This window comes from Amycolatopsis sp. lyj-112 (genome assembly GCF_046549055.1).
Lineage (GTDB): Bacteria > Actinomycetota > Actinomycetes > Mycobacteriales > Pseudonocardiaceae > Amycolatopsis.
Map to the genome: position 1 here is coordinate 63188 of NZ_JAJPWS010000019.1, position 24982 is coordinate 88169.

At 69.7% G+C, this 24982-nt stretch carries 19 protein-coding genes; 11 read left to right on the forward strand and 8 right to left on the reverse strand.

Going from position 1 to position 24982, the window contains the following annotated elements; translation table 11 throughout:
• Positions 1-22 precede the first annotated feature (22 nt).
• Positions 23-2242 carry a bifunctional lysylphosphatidylglycerol flippase/synthetase MprF gene (locus ACLJRL_RS37505; protein WP_410661138.1) on the forward strand — a complete coding sequence of 740 codons (2220 nt, stop codon included), beginning with the start codon at positions 23-25 and terminating at the stop codon, positions 2240-2242.
• Here the strand turns inward: ACLJRL_RS37505 and ACLJRL_RS37510 are convergent.
• Positions 2179-3132: a hypothetical protein gene (locus tag ACLJRL_RS37510; protein WP_410661139.1), complete on the reverse strand. Its 954-nt coding sequence runs from the start codon at positions 3130-3132 to the stop codon at positions 2179-2181. The genes ACLJRL_RS37505 and ACLJRL_RS37510 overlap by 64 nt on opposite strands.
• Positions 3132-4880, reverse strand: coding sequence for a proline--tRNA ligase (locus tag ACLJRL_RS37515; protein WP_410661140.1), 1749 nt, complete (start codon positions 4878-4880; stop codon positions 3132-3134). Before ACLJRL_RS37515 ends, ACLJRL_RS37510 begins: the two co-directional genes overlap by 1 nt.
• Before the next feature lie 126 nt (positions 4881-5006).
• On the opposite strand from ACLJRL_RS37515, the gene ACLJRL_RS37520 reads away from it, so the two are divergent.
• Entirely contained in the window at positions 5007-5363 is a 357-nt protein-coding gene (locus ACLJRL_RS37520) for a VOC family protein (protein WP_410661141.1), read from the forward strand.
• A 28-nt stretch (positions 5364-5391) separates the two neighbouring features.
• Entirely contained in the window at positions 5392-6306 is a 915-nt protein-coding gene (locus ACLJRL_RS37525; protein ID WP_410661142.1) for a 2-hydroxyacid dehydrogenase, read from the forward strand.
• A gap of 40 nt (positions 6307-6346) precedes the next feature.
• Here ACLJRL_RS37525 and ACLJRL_RS37530 read toward each other — a convergent pair whose 3' ends face one another.
• A complete protein-coding gene (locus ACLJRL_RS37530; protein ID WP_410661143.1) occupies positions 6347-7282 on the reverse strand; it encodes an aminoglycoside phosphotransferase in 936 nt (311 codons plus the stop codon).
• Positions 7283-7355: 73 nt separating this feature from the next.
• On the reverse strand, positions 7356-8324 hold the full coding sequence (locus ACLJRL_RS37535; RefSeq protein WP_410661144.1) for a GNAT family N-acetyltransferase: 969 nt from the start codon (positions 8322-8324) through the stop codon (positions 7356-7358).
• Positions 8325-8383: 59 nt separating this feature from the next.
• On the opposite strand from ACLJRL_RS37535, the gene yaaA reads away from it, so the two are divergent.
• The 3 genes from yaaA (at position 8384) to ACLJRL_RS37550 (ending at position 11393) form a co-directional block, all read left to right on the forward strand.
• On the forward strand, positions 8384-9130 hold the full coding sequence (yaaA, locus tag ACLJRL_RS37540) for a peroxide stress protein YaaA (RefSeq protein WP_410661145.1): 747 nt from the start codon (positions 8384-8386) through the stop codon (positions 9128-9130).
• Positions 9131-9197: 67 nt separating this feature from the next.
• Positions 9198-9848, forward strand: a complete 651-nt coding sequence (locus ACLJRL_RS37545; protein ID WP_410661146.1) for a hypothetical protein — start codon at positions 9198-9200, stop codon at positions 9846-9848.
• A 93-nt stretch (positions 9849-9941) separates the two neighbouring features.
• Positions 9942-11393, forward strand: coding sequence for a trypsin-like serine protease (locus ACLJRL_RS37550; protein ID WP_410661147.1), 1452 nt, complete (start codon positions 9942-9944; stop codon positions 11391-11393).
• Positions 11394-11452: 59 nt separating this feature from the next.
• On the opposite strand, the gene ACLJRL_RS37555 is transcribed toward ACLJRL_RS37550, so the two are convergent.
• From ACLJRL_RS37555 to ACLJRL_RS37565, 3 genes are all read right to left on the reverse strand, one after another.
• Positions 11453-12988 (reverse strand): phytoene desaturase family protein, encoded by a 1536-nt coding sequence (locus tag ACLJRL_RS37555; protein WP_410661148.1) that lies wholly within the window; start codon positions 12986-12988, stop codon positions 11453-11455.
• A gap of 71 nt (positions 12989-13059) precedes the next feature.
• Positions 13060-14607, reverse strand: coding sequence for a S8 family serine peptidase (locus ACLJRL_RS37560; RefSeq protein WP_410661149.1), 1548 nt, complete (start codon positions 14605-14607; stop codon positions 13060-13062).
• Positions 14607-15770, reverse strand: coding sequence for a S8 family peptidase (locus ACLJRL_RS37565; RefSeq protein WP_410661150.1), 1164 nt, complete (start codon positions 15768-15770; stop codon positions 14607-14609). Before ACLJRL_RS37565 ends, ACLJRL_RS37560 begins: the two co-directional genes overlap by 1 nt.
• 258 nt (positions 15771-16028) lie before the next feature.
• On the opposite strand from ACLJRL_RS37565, the gene ACLJRL_RS37570 reads away from it, so the two are divergent.
• The 5 genes from ACLJRL_RS37570 to ACLJRL_RS37590 all read left to right on the forward strand — a co-directional run bounded on the left by ACLJRL_RS37570 (position 16029) and on the right by ACLJRL_RS37590 (position 24499).
• Positions 16029-18893 carry an ATP-binding protein gene (locus tag ACLJRL_RS37570; protein ID WP_410661151.1) on the forward strand — a complete coding sequence of 955 codons (2865 nt, stop codon included), beginning with the start codon at positions 16029-16031 and terminating at the stop codon, positions 18891-18893.
• Positions 18894-19088: 195 nt separating this feature from the next.
• The gene (locus ACLJRL_RS37575) at positions 19089-20027 is read left to right on the forward strand and encodes a serine protein kinase RIO (RefSeq protein WP_410661152.1); all 939 of its coding nucleotides are present in this window, start codon (positions 19089-19091) and stop codon (positions 20025-20027) included.
• Positions 20028-20219: 192 nt separating this feature from the next.
• On the forward strand, positions 20220-21278 hold the full coding sequence (locus ACLJRL_RS37580) for a lytic polysaccharide monooxygenase (protein WP_410661153.1): 1059 nt from the start codon (positions 20220-20222) through the stop codon (positions 21276-21278).
• 368 nt (positions 21279-21646) lie between these two features.
• Positions 21647-23152, forward strand: coding sequence for a DEAD/DEAH box helicase (locus ACLJRL_RS37585; protein ID WP_410661154.1), 1506 nt, complete (start codon positions 21647-21649; stop codon positions 23150-23152).
• A 159-nt stretch (positions 23153-23311) separates the two neighbouring features.
• Entirely contained in the window at positions 23312-24499 is a 1188-nt protein-coding gene (locus ACLJRL_RS37590) for an 8-amino-7-oxononanoate synthase (protein ID WP_410661155.1), read from the forward strand.
• Here ACLJRL_RS37590 and ACLJRL_RS37595 read toward each other — a convergent pair.
• Positions 24465-24953, reverse strand: a complete 489-nt coding sequence (locus tag ACLJRL_RS37595) for a GNAT family N-acetyltransferase (protein WP_410661156.1) — start codon at positions 24951-24953, stop codon at positions 24465-24467. The genes ACLJRL_RS37590 and ACLJRL_RS37595 overlap by 35 nt on opposite strands.
• Positions 24954-24982: the final 29 nt, after the last annotated feature.

The window sequence follows — 24982 nt, forward strand, 5'->3', positions numbered from 1 at the left end:
TCCCGCGCCTACCTTGATTTCCATGCCAATTGGGGGAAGCGGGACGGCCGCACCGGGCCGTACGCGCAAGATCGCCACGCTGCTGAGACAACGGCTGCCTTTCACGACCCTCGTCACGCTGACGATGCTCGCGCTCGCCTTGGCCTCGGGCGCGCTCTGGTCGGCCGCCGAGGATCGCGCGGTGTACCCGTACATCGCGTATGGGCTGCCTTCGCTCGAAGCAGGCCGGTGGTGGACCTTGCTCACCGGACCGCTGTTCGCGGTCGTCCCGCTCTACTACCTGCCGATGGTGCTCAGCTTCGCGCTGTTCGCCGGTTTCGCGGAGTGGCGCCTCGGCACGCGCCGCACCATGGCCGTCACGATCGGCGGACAGTTCGTCAGCGTGCTCGTCGCGGTCCAGTTCCTCGCGCTGAGCCGCAATTCCGGCTGGGAATGGGCGGAACGGGTCGCGGGCAGCCTCGACGTCGGCTTCTCCGGGGGCGCGCTCGCCGCGGTCGCGGTCGCCACCGCCTCCCTGCGCCCGCCGTGGCGCCTGCGGCTTCGCGCCGGATTGTGCGTGTACGCCGGGATCGCGATCATCTTCGTCGGCACGCTCGCCGATCTCGTGCACTTTTTCGCGCTGGTACTGGCCCTTCCGTTCGGCCGCCGGTTCATCGGTTCGAAGGACGCCTCCCGCGAGCGACGGCCGAGCCTGCGCGAGTGGCGGTTCTACGTCGTCGCCGGCCTGCTGGTGCTGACCGTCGCCGAACTGGTGATGTCCTTCGTGCCGGGCAACGGTCCCTTCGGTTCGTCCGAGGAACTTTCGCTGTCCACCTGGGAAGTCGGCGTCCTGTGCCTGATCGTGGTGCCGATCATGAACGGCCTGCGCAAGGGGAGCCAGGTCGCCTGGTGGTGCGCGATGATCCTGACCTCGTTCGTCATCCTTCAGGTGATGGCCTACGGCGGAGTGCTCGCGCTGGCCGAGATCCTCGGTGAGGAAACGGGCCTTTCGGATCCCCCGCTGTTCTTTGTGGACAATCTCCTGTGGACGGTCGAGTTCGCGTTGCTGATCGCCGCCCGCGGCGCCTTCCGGGTGCCGTCACGCCGGAAACGCCGCCGCCTCGGCAGGATGGGCAACCCCGCGCTGGCCAGGACGCTGCTCAGCCGCCACGGCGGGAGCACGCTCTCGTGGATGACGACGTGGCCGCAGAACTCGTATTTCGTCGCCGCGGACGGGAAGTCCTACCTGGCCTACCGGCGTCACGCCGGTGTCGCCATCGCGCTCGGCGACCCGATCGCCCCGGACGGCGCGGGCGAGAAGACGATCGCCGAGTTCATCGCGATGTGCGAGAACACCGGCCTCGTGCCGTGCCTGTTCTCCGCCACCGGTGACACCACCGCCATGACGAAGGAACTCGGCTGGCAGCAGGTCCAGGTCGCCGAGGACACCCTGATCGAACTGGAGACCCTCGAGTTCCGCGGCAAGCGCTGGCAGGACGTGCGGACCGCGATCAACCGCGCCAAGAAGGACGGCATCGAGTTCCGGCTGGTCCGGCTCGCCGACCAGCCGCGTGCGCTGATCTCCCAGGTGCGCGCCATCTCCGAGGAGTGGATCGGCGACAAGGGCATGCCGGAGATGGGCTTCACCCTCGGCGGGGTCGACGAGGCGATGGACCCGGAGACCCGGGTCGGTCTCGCGGTGGACGCCGACGGTGTCGTGCACGGCGTGACTTCATGGCTGCCGGTCCACACCGGCGCCGGTGCCATCGGCGGCTGGACGCTCGACGTCATGCGCAAACGCGCCGACGGTTTCCGTCCCTCGATGGAGTTCCTGATCGCGTCGTCGTGCCTGGCCTTCCGTGAAGAGGGCGCCAAGTTCGTGTCGCTGTCCGGTGCTCCGCTGGCTGGTTCGGGCGAACCCGCGCACGCCGTGGAACGTGTCCTCGACGCGCTCGGCACGATGATGGAGCCGTTCTACGGATTCCGTTCACTGCACGCGTTCAAGGCGAAGTTCCAGCCGCGCCATGTCCCGCTGTACCTCGCGTTCCGCGACGAGGCGGATCTGCCGCGGATCGGCGTCGCGCTCGGCCGGGCCTACCTGCCGAACACCGGTCTGCTCCGGCTGGCGAAGCTCGCCCGGTCCGGCAAGAAGACCCAGCCCAAAAGGGATCAGCCCAAGAGAGAGCAGCCCCAGGGAGATCAACGAAGCGTCGAAGGCGGCGGCGTGATGGTCTTGCGGTCGGCTTCGGGGACGCCCCGGTAGGTCTTGAGGATCTTCAGGATCTGCTCGCGATCCGCACCGCCCTGCTGGTCTTGGTCCGAATAGACGAGCAGGGCGGCGGACGCGTCTCCCATGTCCACCGCCTGCACGCCGACCAGCGCGCGCTTCGGGACGCAGGTCCCGGTGTAGCCGAGGGTCACCTCGGCGATGAGGATGTTCGCGGGGACCTTCTTGCCGGTGCCCAGGGTGAACTCGGTCGTCTGCGGCGGATCCGCGACGATCTTGGCTGAAAGCGGGCCTTCGTCGGGGTTGTACGCGCTCACCGAGAGGTCGTACAGGGCCTTGTTCGCCGCACCGGGCGCGTCGGCGACCTTCACGGTCGTCAGCCCGCTGCCCCCGATCCGGCTCCCCCGGACTCCCGGGCAGTAGTCGTCGCCGACGAAAGCGCTGGAGAACATGCGGATACCGGGGACGAGCGGGGTCTTCTCCCAGCCGTGGATGGTGCCGGGTTTCGGCGTCCAGTTCGGCGGGACGTCGTAGGCGACCTGGCCGTCTGCCCCGGCCACCGACTGCCAGCCGTCGGTCACCGGCGGCGCGACAACGCGGGGCGATGGCGTGTAGACGACCGGGGCCCGGCTCGTCGGCGGGCTGCTGCTCGACGACCGGTCCGAGCCGTTGTTCACCAGCGTGGCGACGGCGATGACGCCGAGCGTGGCGAAGAAGCCGTACATGGCCCTTCGCCCGCTTCGCGACATCGGCTGCTTCGCCGGCTCCGCGAGCCCGGGTTCGACACGTTCCGGCGCAGGTGCGAGTTCGGGCGCGACCGGCTCGTAGCCGGGCGAGTCCGAGGGCTGGTAGCCCCCGAACCCGCTCAGCGCCTCTTTGTCCTCGTAGCCCGGCTCGTCCCCGCGCTTCTTGCCGAACAGGCCCATCAGGAACGGACGAGCTTGACCAGGTGCTCCACGACCGCGTCGACGGCGATCTCTTCGCGGTCGCCGGTGCGACGGTCCTTGACCTCGACGACGCCGTTCGCCAGGCCGCGCCCGACGACGAGGATCGTCGGAACGCCGACGAGTTCGGCGTCCGCGAACTTCACGCCCGGGGAGGACTTGCGGTCGTCGAGGATGACCTCGACCCCGGCGGCGTCCAGTTCGGCGGCGAGCTTCTCCGCGCCGGCGGCGATCGTCTCGTCCTTGCCCGCGATGACGATGTGCACGTCGAACGGCGAGACCTCGCGCGGCCAGACGATGCCGAGGTCGTCGTGGTTCTGCTCGGCGAGCACGCCGACCAGCCGCGAGACACCGACACCGTAGGAACCCATGGTGATGCGGATGGGCTTGGAGTCCGGGCCCAGCGCGTCCAGTTCGAACGCGTCGGCGTACTTGCGGCCCAGCTGGAAGATGTGCCCGATCTCGATGCCGCGCGCGGCGACCAGGGTGCCCTTGCCGTCGGGCGAAACGTCGCCTTCGCGGACTTCGGCGGCCTCGATCGTGCCGTCACCGGTGAAGTCGCGGCCCGCGACCAGGTCGACCACGTGGTGATCGCGCTCGTCGGCGCCGGTGACCCAGGCGGTGCCCTCGACGACGCGCGGGTCGAGGAGGTAGCGGACGCCGTTGTCCTTCAGCGCCTTCGGACCGATGTAGCCCTTGACCAGGAACGGGTTCTTCGCGAAGTCCGCTTCTTCGAGCAGCTCGAATTCGGCGGGCTCGAGTGCTGCTTCGAGGCGCTTCGTGTCGACCTCGCGGTCGCCGGGAAGGCCGATGGCCAGCAGCTCCCACTCCTTCGCACCCGGCTTGCGGGTCTTCACCAGGACGTTCTTGAGCGTGTCCGCGGCGGTGAAGGTGCGGCCGAGGCCGGCCTGGTTCAAGAAGGCGACCAGGCTTTCGATGGTCGGGGTCTTCGGCGTGTGGTGGACCTTCGACTCGGGGAGACCCTCGATCGGCTTCGCGTCGGGAGCGGGCGTGGTGACCGCCTCGACGTTGGCCGCGTAGCCCGATTCGGTGCTGCGGACGTAGGTGTCCTCACCCGTCTCGGCGACGGCGAGGAACTCCTCCGAGGCCGAGCCGCCCATCGCGCCGGACGTCGCCTTGACGACGACATACTCGATGCCGAGACGGTCGAACAGCTTCGTGTAGGCCTGACGGTGCAGCTCGTACGACTTCGTGAGGCCCTCGTCGTCGAGGTCGAAGGAGTAGGAGTCCTTCATGACGAATTCGCGGCCGCGGAGGATGCCCGCGCGGGGGCGCGCCTCGTCGCGGTACTTGGTCTGGATTTGGTACAGGACGACCGGGTAGTCCTTGTACGAGTTGTATTCACCCTTCACGGTGAGCGCGAAGAGCTCTTCGTGCGTCGGGCCGAGAAGGAAGTCGTTGCCCTTGCGGTCCTTGAGACGGAACAGGCTGTCGCCGTATTCGGTCCAGCGGCCGGTGGCCTCGTAGGGCTCCCTCGGCAGCAGCGCGGGGAACTGGATCTCCTGCGCGCCGAAGGCGTTCATCTCTTCACGGACGACGTTCTCGATGCGGCGCAGCACGCGCAGGCCCAGCGGCAGCCAGGAGTAGCCGCCCGGGGCGACCCGGCGGACGTAGCCGGCGCGTACCAGGAGCCGGTGGCTCGGTACCTCGGCGTCCGCCGGATCCTCACGCAGAGTGCGAAGGAACAACGACGACATCCTGGTGATCACTTCTGGGCTCCTCGCTGCAATTACGCGCGTAGACGGTCTGCGCAGCGTAGTCAACCCGCCCCGGGGCACTTCAACCGGTTATCGCACGTGGCCGGTTTTGTCGGTGGGTGCCGCTAGCTTGCCGGGATGGGAATCCAGCTGGGCATGATCACGATCGACTGCGCGGATCCGCGCGGGCTCGCGACGTTCTGGACGAAGGCGCTCGGGGTGGAGGTGGACCAGGACTACGAAGGCGAGTTCCTGATCCTGCACCCCGCGGCGGAAGGCGGGCCCGTCTTCGCGTTCCAGCGCGTCCCGGAGCCGCGCGCCGGCAAGAACCGGGTCCACGTGGACTTCGGCACCGACGACCGGGAGAAGGAGGTGGTGCGCCTGACCGGACTGGGCGCGAAGAAGCTGGATGAGCACGGGATGCCGGGACTGACCTGGACGGTGCTGGCCGATCCGGAGGGCAACGAGTTCTGCGTCGCGACCCAACAGCGTTGACGCCGGTCCCGATGGTCAGAATGGCGGTATGACGGAGCGCGCCATCCTGCCCTGGTCCGACATCGAGCTGCCCGAGGGCCTGAGCGCCCGGCTGTACGACGGCACCGGCCCGCTGCCGGACGGCGCTCACGGCGGGGATCTCGGTGACGTCGAGTTCTACGTGCTGCCGTACGACACCGGGTCGGAGCCGCTGAAGCTGATCGCGAAGCTGCCGTCGCTGAAGCTCGTGCAGTCGCTTTCGGCCGGAGTGGAGAAGCTGCTCCCGCTGATACCGGCGGGAGTGAAGCTGGCCAACGGCCGCGGCCTGCACGACCTCAGCGTGGCCGAGCACGCGCTGGCGCTGATCCACGCCTCGCAGCGGGACCTGCCGCGCTGGTTCGCGCAGCAGGCGACGGGTTCGTGGGACCGCGAACACACGCGCTCGCTGGCCGACAGCCGGGTGCTGCTGGTCGGCCACGGCTCCATCGGCCAGGCCATCGAGCGGCAACTGGTCGCGGCCGAAGCGGTCGTGACCAGGGTGGCGAGCACGGCCCGGCCCGCGGACCAGGTGCACGGGGCCGGTGAGCTGGCGAGCCTGCTGCCGTCGGCCGACATCGTGGTGCTGATCCTGCCGGAGACGGCCGCGACCAAGGGCCTGCTCGGCGCCGCGGAACTCGCCGCGCTGCCGGACGACGCCCTGGTGGTGAACGTCGGCCGCGGGTCGGCGATCGACACCGCCGCGCTCACGGCCGAGACCGTCGCCGGGCGCCTGCGTGCCGCGCTGGACGTCGTCGACCCGGAGCCGCTCCCGGCAGATCATCCACTGTGGACGGCACCGGGCGTGATCATCACACCGCATATCGCGGGCGGGTCGGCGTCGTTCTACCCACGCGCGAAACGGCTCGCCGCCGAGCAGTTGCGCCGGTTCGCCGCCGAGGAAGAGCCGCTCAACATCGTCAACTAAGGGCGGGGTCAACTGATGCGTTTCGTCCTCTGATGGCGTTCTAGTGCCAGTGGGTCCGGTAGGCGAGCCAGTCGCGCATGGCCGCGGCGAGGCGACGCTGTGCCGCACGGACCCCGGTCGTCGCGGGCGGCTCGGGTAACCGGCAGGCCCGTTCGGCATGCCCCGCCAGTGCCACGCCGAACGCGGTGACCGCCCAGACCGGGATCCCGGTGAGCGCGGGACGCCGTCGCAGCAGGCGGTCGACGTCGGCGGGTTCGTGCCCGGCGTCGAGCAGGTACGGGACGAGCGCGACCAGGTCGAGCCAGCCCGCGCCGCGCGCCGGGTAGCGCCAGTTGGTGACGAGTACCCGGCCGGACCCCGTCCGCAGCAGGTACTCGGGCTGGATGTCGTTGTGCAGCAACGTGTCCCCGGCCGCCCACGGGTACCACGACGTCTCCAGCTGGACGAGCCTGTCGAGGTTGCGGACGGCCCAGGCGTCCAGGTCGGCCGGCGGTTCCTTTGCCAGTTCGCTCCAACCGCGCAACAGCGGGCCGAGATCGTCGAGGACGTCCGGGACCTCGGGCAGCGGGCACGGCGTGAGCGTGCGCCCCAGCGCGCCGAAGGTGGCCAGGACGGCGGACAGATCCGGCGACCCCGGCCGCAGGTTCGGCCGGGCGCCGTCGAAGTCGGCGAACGCGAGCACCAGCCAATCGCCGTCCACAAAGGACAGCAGCTGCGGCGTCGGCGCCTCGGCGGGCAGCCGTCGCGCGATGGCGGCCTCGGTCCGGTAGCCGCCGGCACGCGGGCTGACCGCGGGCAGCGCCTTGAGGAACACCCAGCGACGGTCGCGTTCGAGTTCGAGCCTCGCCGCGACGCCGCCGTCGAATTCCGGCGCCTGCCACAGGGAACGGCGGACGACGGAACCGAGCTCACGCTCCACGGTGTCCCGCGTCGCCGACGGGAGGTCGTGCCAGCCGAGGCGCACGGAAACCGGCAACGCCCTCTCACCCCCAGCGATCTCGCGGTGAAGATCGACTGTACCGAAAAGCACCCTCTCGGGTGACAACCGGTCAGGCCGGGAGAGGCTTCACGTAGCCGCCCCAGCGCTGATGCTCGGCGTAACCGACCCGCTCGTAGACCCCGAGCGCGCGGTGCGAGTTGTCCTGGTCGACGTTGAGCGAGGAACGCTGGAAGCCCTTCGCCTTGGCCTGCTCCAGGGTGTAGCCGAGGAGTGCGCCCGCGATGCCTCGTCCTCGGAGGCTCGAGACGGTGGCGACGTGGCTGACATACAGGTCGTTCACGCCGGTGACCGCCGCGTCGGAGGCGAAGAACGTCGAAAGCACGAGTGCGACGACCTTGTCCTTCTCCGGGCTCAGCAGCAGGAACGAAAGGTCGGGCCGGAAGTCCTTCGCACGGACCACCAGGTGCCGCCAGGCCTCCATGGACTGCGCGGTGCTCCCCCAGTGGTCCGCGAACGTCTCGTTGCGGGCCTGCAGGGTCAGGTCCTCGTACTTCTCGTCGTAGCCGACAAGCGGGAACTCTTCGGGCAGCGGCGCGGCGGGCGGGACCGACGCCAGGTCGGCCCGCATGTCGACGAACCAGCGGGCGTGCCCGTAACCGGCCTTCACCAGGACGTCGGTGAGCCAGCGCTGCTTGGTGTTGGCGGCGGCGTGCAGCTCCAGCGGGGCGTCCGGGAAGGACTTCGCGTGGACCTCCTTCCCTGCCTCCTCGAACCACTCGACGAGGTGGGCGGCGATCGCGTCGTCGCGGTACTCGGGATGGACGACCGTCTCGACCCGCACCATATGCGCCGGACTCGCCGCGTCACGCCGCCTGAGCAGGCCGTACGCGACCAGCGTTTCGCCGTCCCAGGCACTGGTGGTCGCCGTCGGGAGGTCGACGTTCGGCGAACTGATCTCCTCGGCGAGGTCCTCCGCGTTGTAGTGCTCGTCGATCGGCTCGACACGCTCCGCCGCGGCGAAGGTCTCGGCCAGTCGCGGCATGTCGTCCAGGGTCAACGGGCGCCAGGTCAGACTCATGCGCTTGAGGCTAAGCCCGCGCCTCGATGTGACGCATTCCCTTTAGTTACGCTTCCGTGGTGCTCGTGCTGCTCCCCCCTTCCGAGACCAAGGCCGCCGGCGGCACCGGCGCGCCGCTGGACCTCGGCGCCCTGTCGTTCCCGGAGCTGAACCCGGCCCGGGCGAAACTGGCCGACGCGCTGGCCGAGCTGGCGGGCGACGTCCCGGCCAGCATCGCCGCGCTCGGCATCACGCCGAGGCAGGCCGACGAGGTCGCGCGCAACGCCGAGCTGTGGTCCTCGCCCACGATGCCCGGGCTGCGCCGCTACACGGGCGTGCTCTACGACGCACTCGACGTCAAATCCTTCACCAAGGCCACGCTCTCCAAGGCCGAGCGACGCCTCGCCGTGGCGTCGGCCCTGTTCGGTGTGGTCGCCGCGACCGACCCGATTCCCGCGTACCGGCTCTCCGGCGGGAACGCGCTGCCGTCGCTCGGGACCGTCCGCAGTGTGTGGAAGCCGGTGCTCGAACCGGTGCTCCAGGGCATCGACGGGCTCGTCGTCGACCTGCGTTCGGGAACCTATTCGGCGCTGGCGAAACCGCGCCCGGACGCGGTGACCGTGCGCGTGGTGACCGAGGACGCCGCGGGCAACCGGACCACGGTGAGCCACTTCAACAAGGCTTACAAGGGGAGGCTGGCCGCGGAACTGGTGCGGTCCCGCAGCGAACCGTCCACTGTGGAACAGCTCATCCGGGTGCTGTCGAAGGCGGGCCTCGACGTCGAGCGGACCGGCGAGCACAGCCTGGAACTTCTCACCGGGGATTGACCGAACACCGGGCATCGGGCGAGCCGGTAGGGCAGGATCGGCGTGTTCGCGGCGTTCTGGAGGAAAGATGACGGGACCAGGATGGAACGGCCCACCTCAGCAGCCGTACGGCCACCAGCCCGGCTGGGGCCACCCGCCGCCGAAGAAAAAGCGCCTGGGGCTGATGATCACCTTGATCGCCGTCCCCGCGGTACTGCTGCTCGGCGGGGGCCTCACGGCGTTCCTCTTCTACCAGGACGCGCACAAGGACGGCGGCTCACCACCATCCAGCGCCCGACTCGGGAAGGCGTGTGCCGCGGTGAGCCCGCAGACCCTCGCCAGGCTGCGTACGACGAACCCCTACGCCGACCTGAGCAGGGAACAGCAAGGGCACACCTCGTGCGTCTGGGAACAGACCGAGGGCAAGGACGGCGAGGGCAGCCGCCAACTGACCTTCCAGGTCACCGAAGCCGCGGTGGACAGGACGGGACGGCAACTCGAATGCGAAGGGACCGTGCTCGCGCCGCCGAACATCGGTGACCAGTCCTGTACCTCCATCAAGAGCTACGGGGGCGCCAGCCGGATGGGCCAGCTGCAGTTCGTCGAAAACGGGAAGTTCGTGCTGATCCAGTACCAGGGCTGGGACGTCGGCCTGTTCGACACCGTGCCCATGCCCGACGAGGAGCTCACGAAAGCCGTCCTCGACATCGCCAACGAAGTGGCCGGCAAGATCGGCTGACAATAGTTCCGTACCCCTACGGGCTTCTTCCTCGGTTGTTCCTCCAGGCGCACATGCGGAAAGTGATTTCCAGCCACCTGGAAAGGAACCACCGTGAACAGAAGAAAACGGCTACTGGGGATCGCCACCGCCACCCTCGGCTGCCTCTCGGTCCTCCTGCCCGCGCCCGCGGCCGCCGCGAATCTCGCCGCCGTCACCCCGACGGACGAAGCGGTCGTCCCCGCCGGACCGCACACGAATTCCATCGGCGGCACCCCGGCGTCGGTCAAGGACCACCCGTTCATCATCGCGGGCCTGCGCCAAGGCGGGACCAGGCCGCAGGGTCAGACGTGCACCGGTTCGGTCGTCGCGCCGCGCAAGATCCTGATCGCCGCGCACTGCAAGGACGCGGCGGGCGAGAAATCCTTCCTCTACGGCCTGGACGATCTCAACGCGGGCGGCGGAACGCGGATCGGCGTCGTCAGCTATGAAAAGCACCCGAAGTACGTCAACTTCGACCAGGGTTACGACGTCGCGGTGGTCACCACCGACGCCGATATCCCGGTGCCGGGCGGCCAGTACGCGAAGGTCGCGACGTCGGCCGACACGGAGCTGCACAAGCCCGGCAAGTCCGGGCTCGGACTCGGTTACGGCAAGAAGGACCACAACGACGACAGCAAGAACGTCGAACTGCACAAGTTCACCCTGCCGGTCGTGCAGGGCAGCAACTGCAACGGCGTCGGCGCGGGCTTCAAGGACGCCACGATGATCTGCAGCGGCTACAGCGACGGCCGCGTCACGATCCTGCCGGGCGACAGCGGCGGGCCGCTGATCGTGGACGGCAAGGTCGTCGGCGTCGCGTCCTGGAGCCGCAGCGATTTCAAGTGGTACAGCGTGTACGGCCGGCTCAACAACGACATGGGCGACTGGGTCAAGCAGCAGATCGGCGAGCCGCAGAACCCGGAGACATTCTCCCTCGCGGTCACTCCGTCGTCGCTGAAGGTCGAGCCGGGCAAGTACGTTTCGGCCACGGTGACCAGCAAACCCGGCAAGAACGGCGCGGAAAAGGTCGACCTGAGCGCGTCGGGCCTTCCGGACGGCGCGAAGGCCACGTTCCAGCCCGCGTCGATCAACTCGGGTGAGTCGGCCAAGGTGAGCATCGAGGTCCCGGCCGGTGTGGCGGAAAAGGACTACGCCGTCACGATTTCGGGCAAGGGGACCACCGACACGGCGACCGCGAACCTGACGCTGACCGTGGGGGCGGGTGGACCGCAGCCCGGCAACCTCCAGGTGAGCGTGACCCCGGGCAGCGGCTCCTCCCAGCCCGGTTTCTTCAGCAACGTCACCGTTTCCGCGACCGGCGGTACGGGCACGATCACGCTGTCGGCGTCCGGGCAGGGACTGCCGTTCGCGCCGTTCTTCAACCCGAAGACGATCTCCAGCGGCGGTAGCTCGACCATGCAGGTGGTCGCGCCCTTCCAGCGCGGCACCTACCCGGTCACCGTCACCGCGACCGACTCGGCGGGCAAATCCGCCACCGGGACCTACACGCTGACCGTCCAGTAGAGAGTGTCATGAAAGGGTCTTTCAGGACGTTTCTTGTCCTGAAAGACCCTTTCATGACACTAGGCGGATCGGGAAAGCACCGCCATCGCGGCGTTGTGGCCGGGGATGCCGGAGACGCCACCGCCCCGCACGGCCCCGGCACCGCAGAGCAGCACCCGGTCGTGCGCCGTCTCGACACCCCAAAGCCCCACCTGATCCGCCGAGGCCGCGTAGGGCCACGACAGATCGCGGTGGAAGATGTGCCCGGCCGGCAATCCCAATTCGGCTTCGAGGTCCAACGGGGTCTTGGCTTCGATACAGGGCCGCCCGTCCGGATCGCGCAGGACGCAGTCCTCGATCGGTTCGGCCAGCACACTGTCCAAAGAGGACAAAGTCGCCCGCAGCGCCTCTTCGCGCGCGGCGTCGTTGCGTCCTTCGAACAGCCGCGCGGGCATGTGCAGGCCGAACAGGGTCAGCGTCTGCACCCCGGCGGCGCGCTCGGCCGGACCGAGGATCGACGGGTCGGTCAGCGAATGGCAGTAGATCTCGCACGGCGGCAGCGACGGGATCCTTCCCCCGGCCGCCTCGGCATACGCCGTCGCCAGCTGGTCGTAACCCTCGTTGACGTGGAACGTGCCCCCGAACGCCTCGCGCGGGTCGACGCCCGGATCCCGCAGCCGCGGCAACCGTGACAGCACCATGTTCACCTTGAGCTGCGCGCCTTCCGGCGATTCCGGCGGCTCCTCCCCCAACAGCCGCGAGAGCGTCCGGGGAGCGACGTTCGCGAGCACATGGCCGCCGTGGACGGCGAACTCGTCGTCACCGAGCCGATAACGCACTGAGCCGTCGGGATCGATGGACAGCACCTCGGCGCCGGTCACCAGCCGGGCCCCGGCGGCACGCGCGGCCGAGGCGAGCGCTCCGGTCACCGCGCCCATACCGCCCACCGGGACGTCCCAGTCGCCGGTCTCGTTGCCGATCACGTGGTACAGCAGGCAAAGGTTCTGCCGGAAATCGCCGGCGTCGGCGAAAGTGCCGATGAGCGCGTCGGTCAGGACGACCCCGCGAACGGTGTCGTCGTCGAACATCCCGGTGAGCGTTTCCGCGATCGGCCGTTCGAACAGCGCGTCCCAGGCCTCCGGCTCGATGCCCGAGCGCAGATCCTCCCTGGAGACCAAGGGTTCCGTGAGGGTCGAGAACGTCCGCTCGGCGACCTGGGAGGTCATCGCGTAGAACCGCTGCCAGGCTTCGTAGTCCTTTGTGGACCCGGTGAGCGCGGAGAACGACGCCGCGGTCCGCCCGGCGTCACCCGTGTCGACAAGGAGACCGCCGTCGCCGACCGGGGTATAGGACGACATCCGCCGCCGTCGCAGGTCGAGCCCGAGTCCCAGGTCCGCGATGACCTTGCGCGGCAGCAGGCTCACCAGGTACGAGTACCGCGACAGCCGGACGTCCACGCCGGGGAAGGCACGGAAGGACACCGCGGCCCCGCCGACCTCGTCACGGCGTTCCAGCACCAGCACCGACCGGCCCGCTCTCGCCAGATAGGCCGCCGCCACCAGGCCGTTGTGCCCGCCACCCACGATCACCGTGTCGACCATGCCGACCGACTCCATGCAGTTCCTCCTGAACCCACGACAGTGCGCCGCGGTCATCGTGACCGCGGCGCACCACCGGTGGCAAGGACTCAGAAGGTGATCGAGAACCCTTCGATCGTCCCGGTGTCGAACCGGTACACGTCCCGGACCCGCAGTTTCCAGGTCCCGTTGGCCGGCTCGGACGAGGCGTTCACCGTGTACGACGTGTGCACGCCGCTCGCCTCCCCGACCCCTCCCGCCTGCTTCAGCCCGAACACCGCGCCGCTCGGTCCGATCAGGTCGATCGCCAGGTCACCGGTATAGGTGTGCGCGATGTCGACCTTGACGGGCAGCGTCGCCGACGCCTTGCCGTCGCAGCCGTCCTGCGTCACCGAACTGGTCACCGCGTCGCCGGCGTCCGGAACGGAAACCGGTGTCGTGTTCGACTTGGCCCCGCACGTCGGGCCGGGGCCGCCACCGCCGATGAACGACACGTTCAGCAGCTTGTTGACCGTGCCGCCCGGCAGTCCCTTGAGCACACCGTCGGAGGCGTTGCTCACCAGCGCGTCCCGCGTCTGCTGCGCGGTGGCACCGGCGTTCGCGGACAGGTACAGCGCCGCCGCCCCCGCCACGTGCGGCGTGGCCATCGACGTCCCGCTCATGTTCGCCGAGCCACCGTTCGAAGTGGACAGCGACGTGATGTTGCTGCCAGGGGCGAAGATGTCCACGCACGAATTGTGGTTGGAGAACGAGGACTTGTTGTCGTTCTCGTCCGAGGAGCCGACCGTGATCGCCTCGGGGATCCTCGCCGGGCTGACGTTGCAGGCGTTCTGGTTCTCGTTGCCCGCCGCCACCGCGTAGACGAAGCCCGCCGCGATGGACTTCTTGATGACGTCGTCGCCGAGCCCGACCTGGTCCATCCGGAGGCTGAGGTTCGCCACCGCCGGTTTGGTGCCGTTCGCGGTCAGCCATTCCGCCGCGTCCACGATGGCGGAATCGGGACCGTTGCCCGAACAGTCGTTGCCCAGCACCTTCAGCCCGACGATCTTGACCTTCTTCGCCACGCCATAGGTCTTGCTGCCGATGGTCCCGGCGGTGTGGCTGCCGTGCCCGTTGCAGTCCTTTCCGTTGCCGCCCACGAAGTCCTTGCCGATGGACGCGCGGCCCTCGTACTCCGGGTTCTCCGGGTTGATGCCGGTGTCCATGTCGTACGCGGTCACGCCCTCGCCGGTGTTCGGGTACGTGAAGCTCTTGTCCCGCGGCAGGTTCTTCTGGTCGATGCGGTCGAGACCCCAGGTGGGGTTGGTCTGCGTGCCGACGGCACGCGCGGTGCCGTCCTGGTAGACCGCCTTGACCGCCGGGTCGGCCGCGAGCCGCCGGGCCTGCTGCCCGGACATGCCCTTGACCGAGAACCCGCGGAGCACGTTCTTGTACGCCGACCGGACTTCACCGCCGTAGCGGCCGGTCAGAGAAGCCGACGACTGCTCGACGGCCTGGGCGCCGACGTCGTGGAGCACCACGATGTACTGGTCGCCGTAGTGCTGGTTCGCCGGTACGACAACGCCTTCCGCCTGCGCGGCACCGGCGTTCCCGGCCGCGAGAGCGGCCATCGCGGTGGCGGCCACCGCCACCAGGCCGACCCGCACGCCGCGGCGCATCAGAGACCCGCCACGTTCAGCAGCTTGTTCGTCGAACCGGAGCCCGGGTTCGTCACGACCCCGGCGGAGGCGGCGTTGGCCAGACCGGACGCGACGGCGGCGGGGTTGGCCGACGGGTTCGAGGTGAGGTAGATCGCGGCCGCGCCGGCGACGTGCGGGGTCGCCATCGAGGTGCCGCTCATCTGCTGGGTACCGCCGCCGTTGCGCAGCGAGGTGATGTTGGTGCCCGGCGCGAAGATGTCGGTGCAGCTGCCGTAGTTCGAGAAGCTGGACCGGCGGTCGTCGTTCTGGGTGGCGTTGACCGTGATGGCCTCACGCACGCGGGCCGGGCTGGTGCCGCAGGCGTCCGTGTTGGAATTCCCCGAAGCCACCGTGTTCGTGATGCCCGCCGCGACGGCCTTGCGCACGGCGGCGTCCACGCCGGAGTCGGCCGGGCCACCGAGGCTCATGGTGAGCACCGACGGGCCCTTGGCGTTCTTCACCACCCAGTCGATACCGCTGATGATCTGCGAGTACTGGCCGCTGCCCTGGCAGTTCAGCACCCGGACCGAGACGATCTTGGCACCCTTGGCCACGCCGTAGGTGGCGCTGCCGACGGTGCCGGCGACGTGCGTGCCGTGGCCCTGACAGTCGCGGGCGTCGCTGTCGTTGTCGATGAAGTCGTAACCGCTGCTCGCCCGTCCGCCGAACTCGGACTGCCGGTAGTCGACACCGGTGTCGAGGACGTAGACCGTCGCCCCGGATCCGGTGTTGGGGTAGGTGTACTTGCGGTCCAGCGGCAGCTTCTTCTGGTCGATCCGGTCCAGTCCCCAGGTCGGGTTGTTCTGGGTGCCGGTCATGTGCGCGACGGCGTCCTGCTGGACGAAGTCGACGTTGGGGTCGGCGGCGAGGCGCTTCGCCTGCGACTCGGTCATCTTCGCCGAGAATCCGTTCAGCGCGGCGCCGTAGGTCGCCTTCACCTGGCCGCCGTACTGGGCGGCGAGACCGGAGTCGCCGCTCTTCAGCGCGACGATGTACCCGTCCGTGACGGCTCCGGGCGCGCCGGCGCCGCGGATCTGTCCCTCGGCGGCCGTGGCCGGCCCGGCGAAGGCCATCGAGGCCGCTACACAGGCCCCGGTGAGCACCGCACCCGCGATCCGGTGACGTCGAAGTTCTGCACGCATTTCCTGAGCTCCGTTCACTCGAACAGGTGGTTCACGCTGACGGGAAGTCCGCAGCGCGGTCACGCTCCCATCACTGTCGGTTGACGGGACCTGCACGAACAAGCGAGGCATCGGTCCGTAGGACTACGTATCTAATGGGGAAATTCACCATCCCTACGAAAGTTCCGTGACCGTCCGAGTGGGTTCCGTGATCACTTCCACCGCGCTTAAGCTGCGTTCACTCGAACGGTGTGGTTCGTGAAGCGGGGGTGACCCGGCATGGTGATCGGTGGATACCGGCGCAGGACGAGTTCACCTGTGCTCGTCGGCCGTGATGCAGAACTACGAGAGGCCCTGGCCGCCGCGTTGCGTTCGCCCGCGGTGATCATGTTCGAGGGCGAAGCGGGCGTGGGTAAGACCAGGCTCGCCACCGAACTGCTGGCGTGCCCGGAGCTGACCGGACGGCCGGTCCTCACCGGCACCTGCCAGCCCTTGCGCGAGCCCTTCCCGTATGGCGTGGTCTTCGACGCGCTGAAGGACCTCCGCCCCGACGGCGAACTCAACCCGGTCACCGGGGTACTGGCCCCCTACCTGCCGGAACTCGCCAGGCACCTGCCCGAGCCGCCGCCCCGGCTCGGCGACCCGCGGGCCGAACGGCACCGGCTCTTCCGTGCCGTCCGCGAACTGCTCGCCTCCTTGGGCCCGCACCTCCTGCTCATCGAAGACCTGCACTGGGCCGACGACGGCTCGCGACGGCTGCTGCGGTTCCTGATGACCGATCCGCCCACCGGGCTGACCCTCCTGCTCACCTACCGGCGCGAGGAGACGCCCGGCGGTATCCCGCTCGGCAGCGCCTACCGGCCCGCGCCCGGCACCGAACACGTGCTCGTCACGCTCCGTCCGCTGGACCGCGAAGGCGTCCAGACGCTGGCTTCGGCCTTGCTGGGCGAGCCGACCGTGTCGGCCGAGTTCGCGACGAGGCTGCACGAGCGGACCGCGGGGATCCCGTTCGTGGTCGAAGAAACCCTGCACGCGATCGAAGGCGTCGAGGGCGCCGTGCACGCCGACGGCGCGACCGCGCGACGCCTGCTCGACACGGTCGAGGTCCCGGCGCTGCTGCGCGAGGCGACGGTCGAACGGCTCGCCGCGCTGCCGCCCGCCGCCCGGCGGATCACCGAAGCGGCCGCCGTCCTCGGCGAACCGTCCACTTCGGAGCTGCTGACCGCCGCGGCCGCGCTCACCCCCGAACGCGCCCGCCAGGCGCTGATCCTCGCGCTCGAACGCAACGTCCTGGTGGAGACCGGCGAAGGCGAATACGGCTTCCGGCACGCGCTCGCCCAGCAGGCCGCCTACCGCACGATCCCCGGCCCGGACCGCCAGGAACTGCACCGGCGGGCAGCGAAGCTGCTGCGCGAACGACTCCCGCAGCCCTTGGTGCGGCTGGCCGAACACTGCCGCAAGGCCGGCGACCGGGCGGGCGCCCTGAAGTACGGCGAAGCCGCCTCGGATCAGGCTTCGGCCGTCGGCGACCTCGCCACGGCGACGGATCTGCTCCGCACGCTGCTCGACGAACCGGGGCTCACACCGTCCGATGTGGACAGACTCGCGGTCAAGTTCAGCGCGGTCGCGTGCAACGGGCTCGCGCAGGCCGAAGTCGTCCCGGCGCTGGAGCGGCTGCTCACCGACGGCAGGCTGTCCGGACGGCTGGGCGGCGAGGTCCGGCTGGGTCTCGGGCTCCTGCTGATCCGCCAGGCCGGCGGGCTGGAGGCCGCCCGGACCGAGATCGAGATCGCCGTCAACGACCTCGCCGACCGTCCCGACCTCGCCGGACGCGGGATGGGCGTGCTCGCCCAGCCCTGGGTGGGCGCGACCCCGCTGCACGAGCACCGGCGCTGGATGGACCGGGTGGACCGGATCATCGAAGGCTCCACGGACCAGCGGCTGACGCTCATCCTGATGGCCAACAACGTCGCGTCGCGGCTGCACATCGGCGACGCGCGGGGCTGGGACATGCTGGCCAAGACACCCGCCGGCGCCGGCTCGGCCGACGAGCAGCGGCACCTCGCGCGGCTGCACTGCAACAGTGCCGACGCCTGCGCCTGGACGGGCCATCACCGGCGGGCCCGGAGCCTGCTGCGCAGCGGGATGCAACTGGCCGCCGACTGCGGCGCGCCGTACGTCGTCAGCACGGCGCGCGCGACGGCCGTCCACACCGACTGGCTCACCGGGAACTGGGACGGCCTCGCCGAACGGGCCGACGCGCTGACCGACGAGTACCGCGACCTCCTGCCGGTGACCAGCGAACTGGCGCTGGTCATGGGACTGCTCGCCGCCGCCCGCGGCGAATGGGACGAGGCGGCGGCCAGATTCGCCGAAACCGGGGCGGACCAGCCGGAGAACGCGTTCACACCGGTCGCCGTCGCCGCGCACGCCGGGCTGTCGGGCATGCTGCTCGCGCAGGACCTGCGCGAAGCCTCCGTCGCCCAGGTCGAAAAGGGGCTGGAACTGTTGCGCGCCAAGGGAGTCTGGGCCTGGGGCGCCGACCTCCTCGCCGCGGCGGCCGACGCGTACTGCGCCACCGGGCGGATCGCGGAGGCCGTCGTGCTGACCGACGAGTTCGAGCGCGAGATCGGCGAACTCGACGCCCCATCGACCCGCGCGGCGCTCGCGACGAACCGCGGGCTCATCGCGGCCGCACAGGGCGACCACGCCGAGGCGATCGACGCCTTCGAGCAGGCGAGGCAGCGCTACGACGCGCTTCCGGCGCCGTACCACGCGGCACTGGTCGCGGAACGGGCCACGCGCTGCCGGCTGGCGAGGGACGAGGACGTCGCCGAGACGTTCGCCACGCTCGCGGAGGCGTTCGACCGGCTCGGTGCCACCCGCGACGCCGCTCGCTGCCGCCACGCGTTCCGGTCCACCGGCGCCGTCGCCCCTTCGCGGCGCGGCCGCCGGGGATACGGCGACGAACTCTCCCCCCGCGAGCGCGACGTCGCCCGCCTGCTCGCCGCCGGGCACACCAACCGGGAGATCGCCGAGGTCCTGTTCCTGTCCCGGCGCACGGTGGAACAGCACGTCGCGAGCGTGTTGCGCAAGCTGAAGGTCCGGTCGCGCGGCGAACTGGCGGGGCTGCGTTCGGCATAGGACTTAAATCGGTTGCGGCTCGCGGGCGGAGTCCGCGATGATCGTGCGCGATCCGGCAGAGGGCCGGTGGATGCGACAGGGAGGTGCGTCGTGCAGATGACTGTCCGGGGCGTTGGCCGCCCCCATTCACCCGCCCCTCGCGGCTGAGCCACGACGCTCGCCCGGTGGGGCACCCCTGACTAGGAGAACCCACCAGTGCGCAAGCACGATCTCGAAGAATCTCACGAAAGTCCTCGTCGTACCCGTCGCGCTCGTTTCGACGACGAGCCCGAACCCACGCGCAGCGGACGGCTCACCGCGGACGAACGCGTCCGGCTCGCCCGGCTGCGTGAAGATGCCTACACCGAAACCGCCATCCCGGGTGGCGGCGACCGCTGGAGCACGTGGGGCGACGCCGAACACGGCCCGCACCCGCGACCGGACTGGGTGATCACCCAGCTGGCGGCGGTGGACAGCGAACTCGGCATCCTCAAGACCGGCAAGGAGGCCGACGTCCACCTCGTGCGCCGGGGCCTGCCCGACACCGACGGCACGGTCCTGGCCGCCAAGCGGTATCGCAGCGGCGAGCACCGCCTGTTCCATCGCGACGCCGGCTACCTCGAAGGACGGCGGATGCGGCGGTCGCGCGAAATGCGGGCCATGGAGTCGCGCAGCAGCTTCGGCCGCAACCTCATCGCCGAACAGTGGGCGGTGGCCGAGTTCAGCGCGCTGAGCCGGCTCTGGATGGTCGGCGCGCCGGTGCCGTATCCGGTGCAGCGGGACGGCACCGAGTTACTGATGGAGTTCCTCGGCGACGGCGAGACCGCCGCGCCGCGGCTCGCCCAGGTCCGCCCGGAGCCCGAGCAGCTGCGGGAACTGTGGTTCCAGACGTCGGCGATGCTGGAACTGCTGGCGTCGCAGGGGCTCGCGCACGGCGACCTCTCGGCGTACAACCTGCTCGTCCACCGCGGGCGGGTGATGGTGATCGATCTGCCGCAGGCCGTCGACATCGTCGCCAACCCGGGCGGGCTCGAGTTCCTCACGCGGGACGTACGGAACATCGCCACGTGGTTCCACTCGCGCGGGCTGCCGGAGCGCCTGACGGCGGTGCCGGAACTGATCGAAGAACTGCAGGAGATCGCCGGGCTCCGTTGAGCGGGAACGCGTGAGGGCCACCCTCAGGGACTCTGAGTCCCTGAGGGTGGCCCTCACGCGCTTGCTTCGAGACCGCTGAAAGCCCTTTCGGCGGTCACCCGCGTGCTCTACCCTCAATACTGGGAGCGCTCCCATACCTCGAGGCCGCCATGACCGGGCGGCCGTTTCCGCATGGGAGAAGGCGAAGCCGACGTGACGAAACAACGAAGTACCGTCCTGGCCGTCGTGACCTTGCTACTGGCGGGTGCGCTCACCTTGGTGCTGAACACCGGCACCGCCGCCGCGCACGGCGCGATGATGAAACCGGGCAGCCGCACATTCCTCTGCTGGAAGGACGGGCTGTCCCCGACCGGCGAGATCGTCCCGCACAACCCGGCCTGCGCCGCCGCCGTCCGGACGAGCGGCGCCAACTCGCTCTACAACTGGTTCTCCGTACTGCGTTCCGACGGCGCCGGCCGCACCCGCGGCTTCATCCCCGACGGGCAACTGTGCTCGGGCGGCAATACCGGGTTCGCCGGATTCGACGGCGTCGGCGACTGGCCGCTCACCCATCTGACGGCCGGGGCCACGTTCGACTTCTCCTACAACGCGTGGGCCGCGCATCCGGGCTGGTTCTACACCTTCGTCACCAAGGACGGCTGGGACCCGAGCCGTCCGCTGCGCTGGGACGACCTCGAAGACCAGCCGTTCCTGACCGTGGACCACCCGCCGGTGACCGGTTCGGTCGGCACGGTCGAGGGCCAGTACAAGTGGAGCGGCGCGTTGCCCACGAACAAGACCGGGCGGCACATCGTCTACTCGGTCTGGAAACGCTCCGACAGCGCCGAAACCTTCTACGGCTGTTCCGACGTCGCTTTCGACGGCGGCAACGGTGAAGTGACCGGCATCCACGACCCGGGCGCGCCGCCGTCGTCGACCACACCGACCTCGCCGCCGCCCTCCGGCGGCTCCTGCATGGCGATGTTCGCGGTGACGAACGCGTGGTCCGGCGGCTATCAGGCGACGGTGACGATCATGAACCACAGCACCGCCCCCTACGGCGGCTGGCTGGCCGGCTGGACGCTGCCCGCCGGCCAGAAGATCGGCAGCGTGTGGAACGGGACGCTGAGCCAATCGGGGAACGTGGTGAACGTCCGCAACGCCGGCTGGAACGGCACGATCGCGCCGGACGGCGAGACGACCTTCGGTCTCGTCGTCGACGCGCCGGGAACGAATCCGGTGCAGCCTTCGGTGACCTGCCAAGGAAGTTGAGCCGACCGTCCACAGTGTCATGAAAGGGTCTTTCAGGACGCCATCCGTCTTGAAAGACCCTTTCCTGACACCCGGAAGTGGCCCGCCGTGGAGACCCTGCCCACAATCGGTCCCTCCCGTTGGGCGGCCGGATAACGGTCCGGTACAGTAGTGCTAGACCGCAACCGGCGGCGTGGATGAGTGGTGTCCGTCGCCTCCAAAGCCAACCGAATGGCTCGCGGTATCCGTATCAATCAATTTGGCGCGCGGTGTCATGCAGACGCGGTGTGCCGGGTTCGTCCCTGTGAACGCCCACTGCACACCATCTTGCCCCCCTGCGCGCGGGCAGCCCGGGCCTCCTTGTGACGTGCCACGTCCGAGAGGCATTTGTGACAGTCACGTTCAACTCCGGCCATACCTCACCGTCGGCGCGTCAGCACCGCAGCAAGCCGCGTACCCGCCCCGCGGGCGACGCGATGCTGCACGATGACGCCGTCGAGACGGTGAAGGCCACGACCTGGGCGGAGCTCGGGCTTCCCGAGCCGCTGCTGCGGGCACTGGCCGATGGCGGAATCACCACCCCCTTCCCGATCCAGTCGGCGACCATCCCCGACGCGCTCGCCGGCCGCGACGTTCTGGGCCGCGCCCAGACCGGTTCCGGCAAGACCTTGGCCTTCGGCCTCGCGATGCTGACCCGGCTCAACGGCGGCAAGACCCGCCCGAAGCACCCCCGTGCGCTGATCCTGGTCCCGACCCGTGAGCTGGCCATGCAGGTCGCCGACTCGCTGACCCCGCTGGCCAAGTCCCTCGGCCTGTGGTGCCGCACCGCCGTCGGCGGCATGGCCTTCACCCGCCAGGCCGACGCGCTTTCCCGCGGCGTCGACCTGCTGATCGCCACCCCCGGCCGGCTGTCGGACCATGTCCGCCAGGGCACCGCGTCGCTGTCCGAGGTCAACTTCATCGCGCTCGACGAAGCCGACCAGATGGCCGACATGGGCTTCATGCCGCAGGTTCGCGAGATCCTCGACCTGACCCCGCGTGACGGCCAGCGCCTGCTGTTCTCCGCCACCCTCGACGGTGACGTCGACCGCCTGGTCCGTGCGTACCTGACCAACCCGGTCACGCACTCGGTCGCCCCGTCGACCGCCAGCGTCACCACCATGGACCACCACGTGCTCCAGGTGTCGCACCAGGACAAGCAGGACATCATCACCGAGATCGGTGCCCGCGAGGGCCGCACGATCATGTTCGTCCGCACCAAGCACCACGTGGACCGCCTCACCGAGCGCCTGCGCGAAAAGGGCGTCCACGCGGCCGCCCTGCACGGCGGCAAGACCCAGGGGCAGCGCAACCGCGTCCTCTCGGACTTCAAGGAAGGCTTCGCCCCGGTGCTGGTCGCCACGGACGTCGCCGCTCGCGGTATCCACGTGGACGACATCTCGCTGGTGCTGCACGTCGACCCGGCCGCCGACCACAAGGACTACCTGCACCGCGCCGGCCGTACCGCGCGCGCCGGGGCGTCCGGTGTCGTGGTCACGCTGGTCACCCACGACCAGCGCCGCATGGTGCGCCGGATGACCGACCGCGCCGGTGTCCGCGCCGAGCAGACCACGGTCCGCCCGGGCGACTCCGAGCTGTCCCGCATCACCGGTGCCCAGCAGCCCAGCGGCGAGCCGGTCATCGAGCGTCGTCGTGAGTCCCCGCGTCGTGGCGGCGGTGGCCGTGGCTACGGTGGCGGCGAGCGCGGCGGTTACCAGGGCTCCCGCGAGGGTCACGGCGGTGGCCGTCCCGGTGGCTTCCGTGGCCGCCCGCAGCGTCGCAGCGAGTCCGGCGGCGGCGCCGGTCGCCCGCAGCGTCCGGGCACCGGACGCCCGCGTCGCAGCTACGACAGCTAACACGTATATCGCGTGCTCCTGACCGGAACTCGCGTGATTGAGGGCGGAACTCTCGAGTTACGTCTCCGATCACGCGAGTTCCGTCTTTAATCACGCGAGTCACGCTGTTCTGGCACCCATCTGACAGGTTTCCGAACGGCGGATGGGACACTGCGGGACGTGAACTCTCCCGGTCCCGCTTTCCAGAACCTCCCGCCCGACCAGGTCTTCGACTGGCTCGACGTGGAGGCTGAGAAGCGGGCCGAGGCCGGGCTGGTGCGCCAGCTGCGCATCCGGCAGGCACAGTCCACGGAGCTGGACCTGGCGGGCAACGACTACCTCGGGCTCGCCCACGACAAGCGCGTCGCCGGTGCGGCCGCCGCCGCGGCACTGCGCTGGGGCGCCGGGTCGACCGGTTCCCGGCTCGTTACCGGTACCACCGAGGTCCACGCCGAACTCGAACAGGACCTCGCGCGCTTCTGCGGCACGCAGGCCGCGCTGGTCTTCTCCTCCGGTTTCGCCGCGAACCTCGGCGCCGTCACGGCCCTGTCCGGCGCGGATTCCGCGATCGTCACGGACAAGTACATCCACGCCTCGCTGATCGAAGGCTGCCGTCTGTCCCGTTCGGACATCGCCGCGGTCACGCACAGCACGCCGAGCGCGGTCGAACACGCGCTCTCCACCCGCCGCAAACCGCGCGCGCTCGTCGTCACCGATTCCGTGTTCTCCGTGGACGGCGACATCGCCCCGCTCGAAGAGCTTGCCGGGGTCTGCCGAAAGAACGGCGCGGCACTGCTCGTCGACGACGCCCACGGATTCGGCGTCCTCGGCGAAGGCGGCCGCGGTGCCGTCCACGCCGCGGGCCTGTCCTCCTCGCCGGACGTCGTCACCACGATCACGCTGTCGAAAGCCCTTGGCGCACAAGGCGGAGCGGTACTCGGGCCGCGTCGCGTGATCAAGCATCTCGTGGACACCGCGCGCAGTTTCATCTTCGACACCGCGCTCGCCCCGGCCAGTGCCGCGGCCGCGCTGGCCGCGCTCAACGCGCTGAAGGCCGAGCCGGAGCTCGCCACCAAGGTGACCGAAGTCGCCGGAAACCTCGCCTATCAACTGAAAGCGGCCGGGTTCCGGGTGAGCGTCCCGGACGCCGCGGTGATCTCCGTGCAGGCGCCGTCACCGGAGGCCGCTGTCGCGTGGGCTGCCGCCTGCGCGGATCAGGGCGTGCGCGTCGGCTGCTTCCGCCCGCCGTCCGTGCCGGACGGCATCTCCCGGCTGCGCCTGACCGCTCGCGCCGACCTCACCGAGGCCGACGTCGACCGCGCTGTCGGGGTGATCACGGCTGCGGCGCCTCCCGGCGCCACATCGTGATGTGCGGGATGCCGTCCTCTTCGAACTCGTCGCCCTCGGCCACGAATCCGTACCTGGCATAGAAGTTCTTCGCGTACGTCTGCGCGTCCAGCACGCACGGCGCGTCGCCGATGCCCGCGAGCGCGGTCTCCATCAGCCGTCCCGCCAGGCCCTTGCCGCGTGAACGCGCGGCCGTGCACACCCGGCCGATGCGGAAGGTGCCGCCGGCGTCCTGCAGCACCCGCAGGTACGAATCGACGGTGACGGAACCGCCGATCCAGAGGTGGCGGGTGCCGGGCAGCAGGTCACGCCCGTCGATCTCGGGGTAGGCGGCCTTCTGTTCGACGACGAACACGTCCACGCGCAGGCGAAGGATGTCGTGCAGCTGTGCGGCGGTGATCTCGGCACCGGCGACGGACAGCGGGAACGACGAAGGGGTGGTCTCGGTGATCGGGGTGTCGGTGGTCACGACCACTTGTTAGCACATCGGGCGCCGTGAAGGCA

Bases quoted from the DNA above. Each gene is read 5' to 3' on its own strand.
- ACLJRL_RS37505 (WP_410661138.1), top strand. From the start codon at position 23: ATGCCAATTGGGGGAAGCGGGACGGCCGCACCGGGCCGTACGCGCAAG.
- ACLJRL_RS37510 (WP_410661139.1), bottom strand. From the start codon at position 3,132: ATGGGCCTGTTCGGCAAGAAGCGCGGGGACGAGCCGGGCTACGAGGAC.
- ACLJRL_RS37520 (WP_410661141.1), top strand. From the start codon at position 5,007: ATGGGAATCCAGCTGGGCATGATCACGATCGACTGCGCGGATCCGCGC.
- ACLJRL_RS37525 (WP_410661142.1), top strand. From the start codon at position 5,392: ATGACGGAGCGCGCCATCCTGCCCTGGTCCGACATCGAGCTGCCCGAG.
- ACLJRL_RS37535 (WP_410661144.1), bottom strand. From the start codon at position 8,324: ATGAGTCTGACCTGGCGCCCGTTGACCCTGGACGACATGCCGCGACTG.
- ACLJRL_RS37545 (WP_410661146.1), top strand. From the start codon at position 9,198: ATGACGGGACCAGGATGGAACGGCCCACCTCAGCAGCCGTACGGCCAC.
- ACLJRL_RS37555 (WP_410661148.1), bottom strand. From the start codon at position 12,988: ATGGAGTCGGTCGGCATGGTCGACACGGTGATCGTGGGTGGCGGGCAC.
- ACLJRL_RS37560 (WP_410661149.1), bottom strand. From the start codon at position 14,607: ATGCGCCGCGGCGTGCGGGTCGGCCTGGTGGCGGTGGCCGCCACCGCG.
- ACLJRL_RS37565 (WP_410661150.1), bottom strand. From the start codon at position 15,770: ATGCGTGCAGAACTTCGACGTCACCGGATCGCGGGTGCGGTGCTCACC.
- ACLJRL_RS37570 (WP_410661151.1), top strand. From the start codon at position 16,029: ATGGTGATCGGTGGATACCGGCGCAGGACGAGTTCACCTGTGCTCGTC.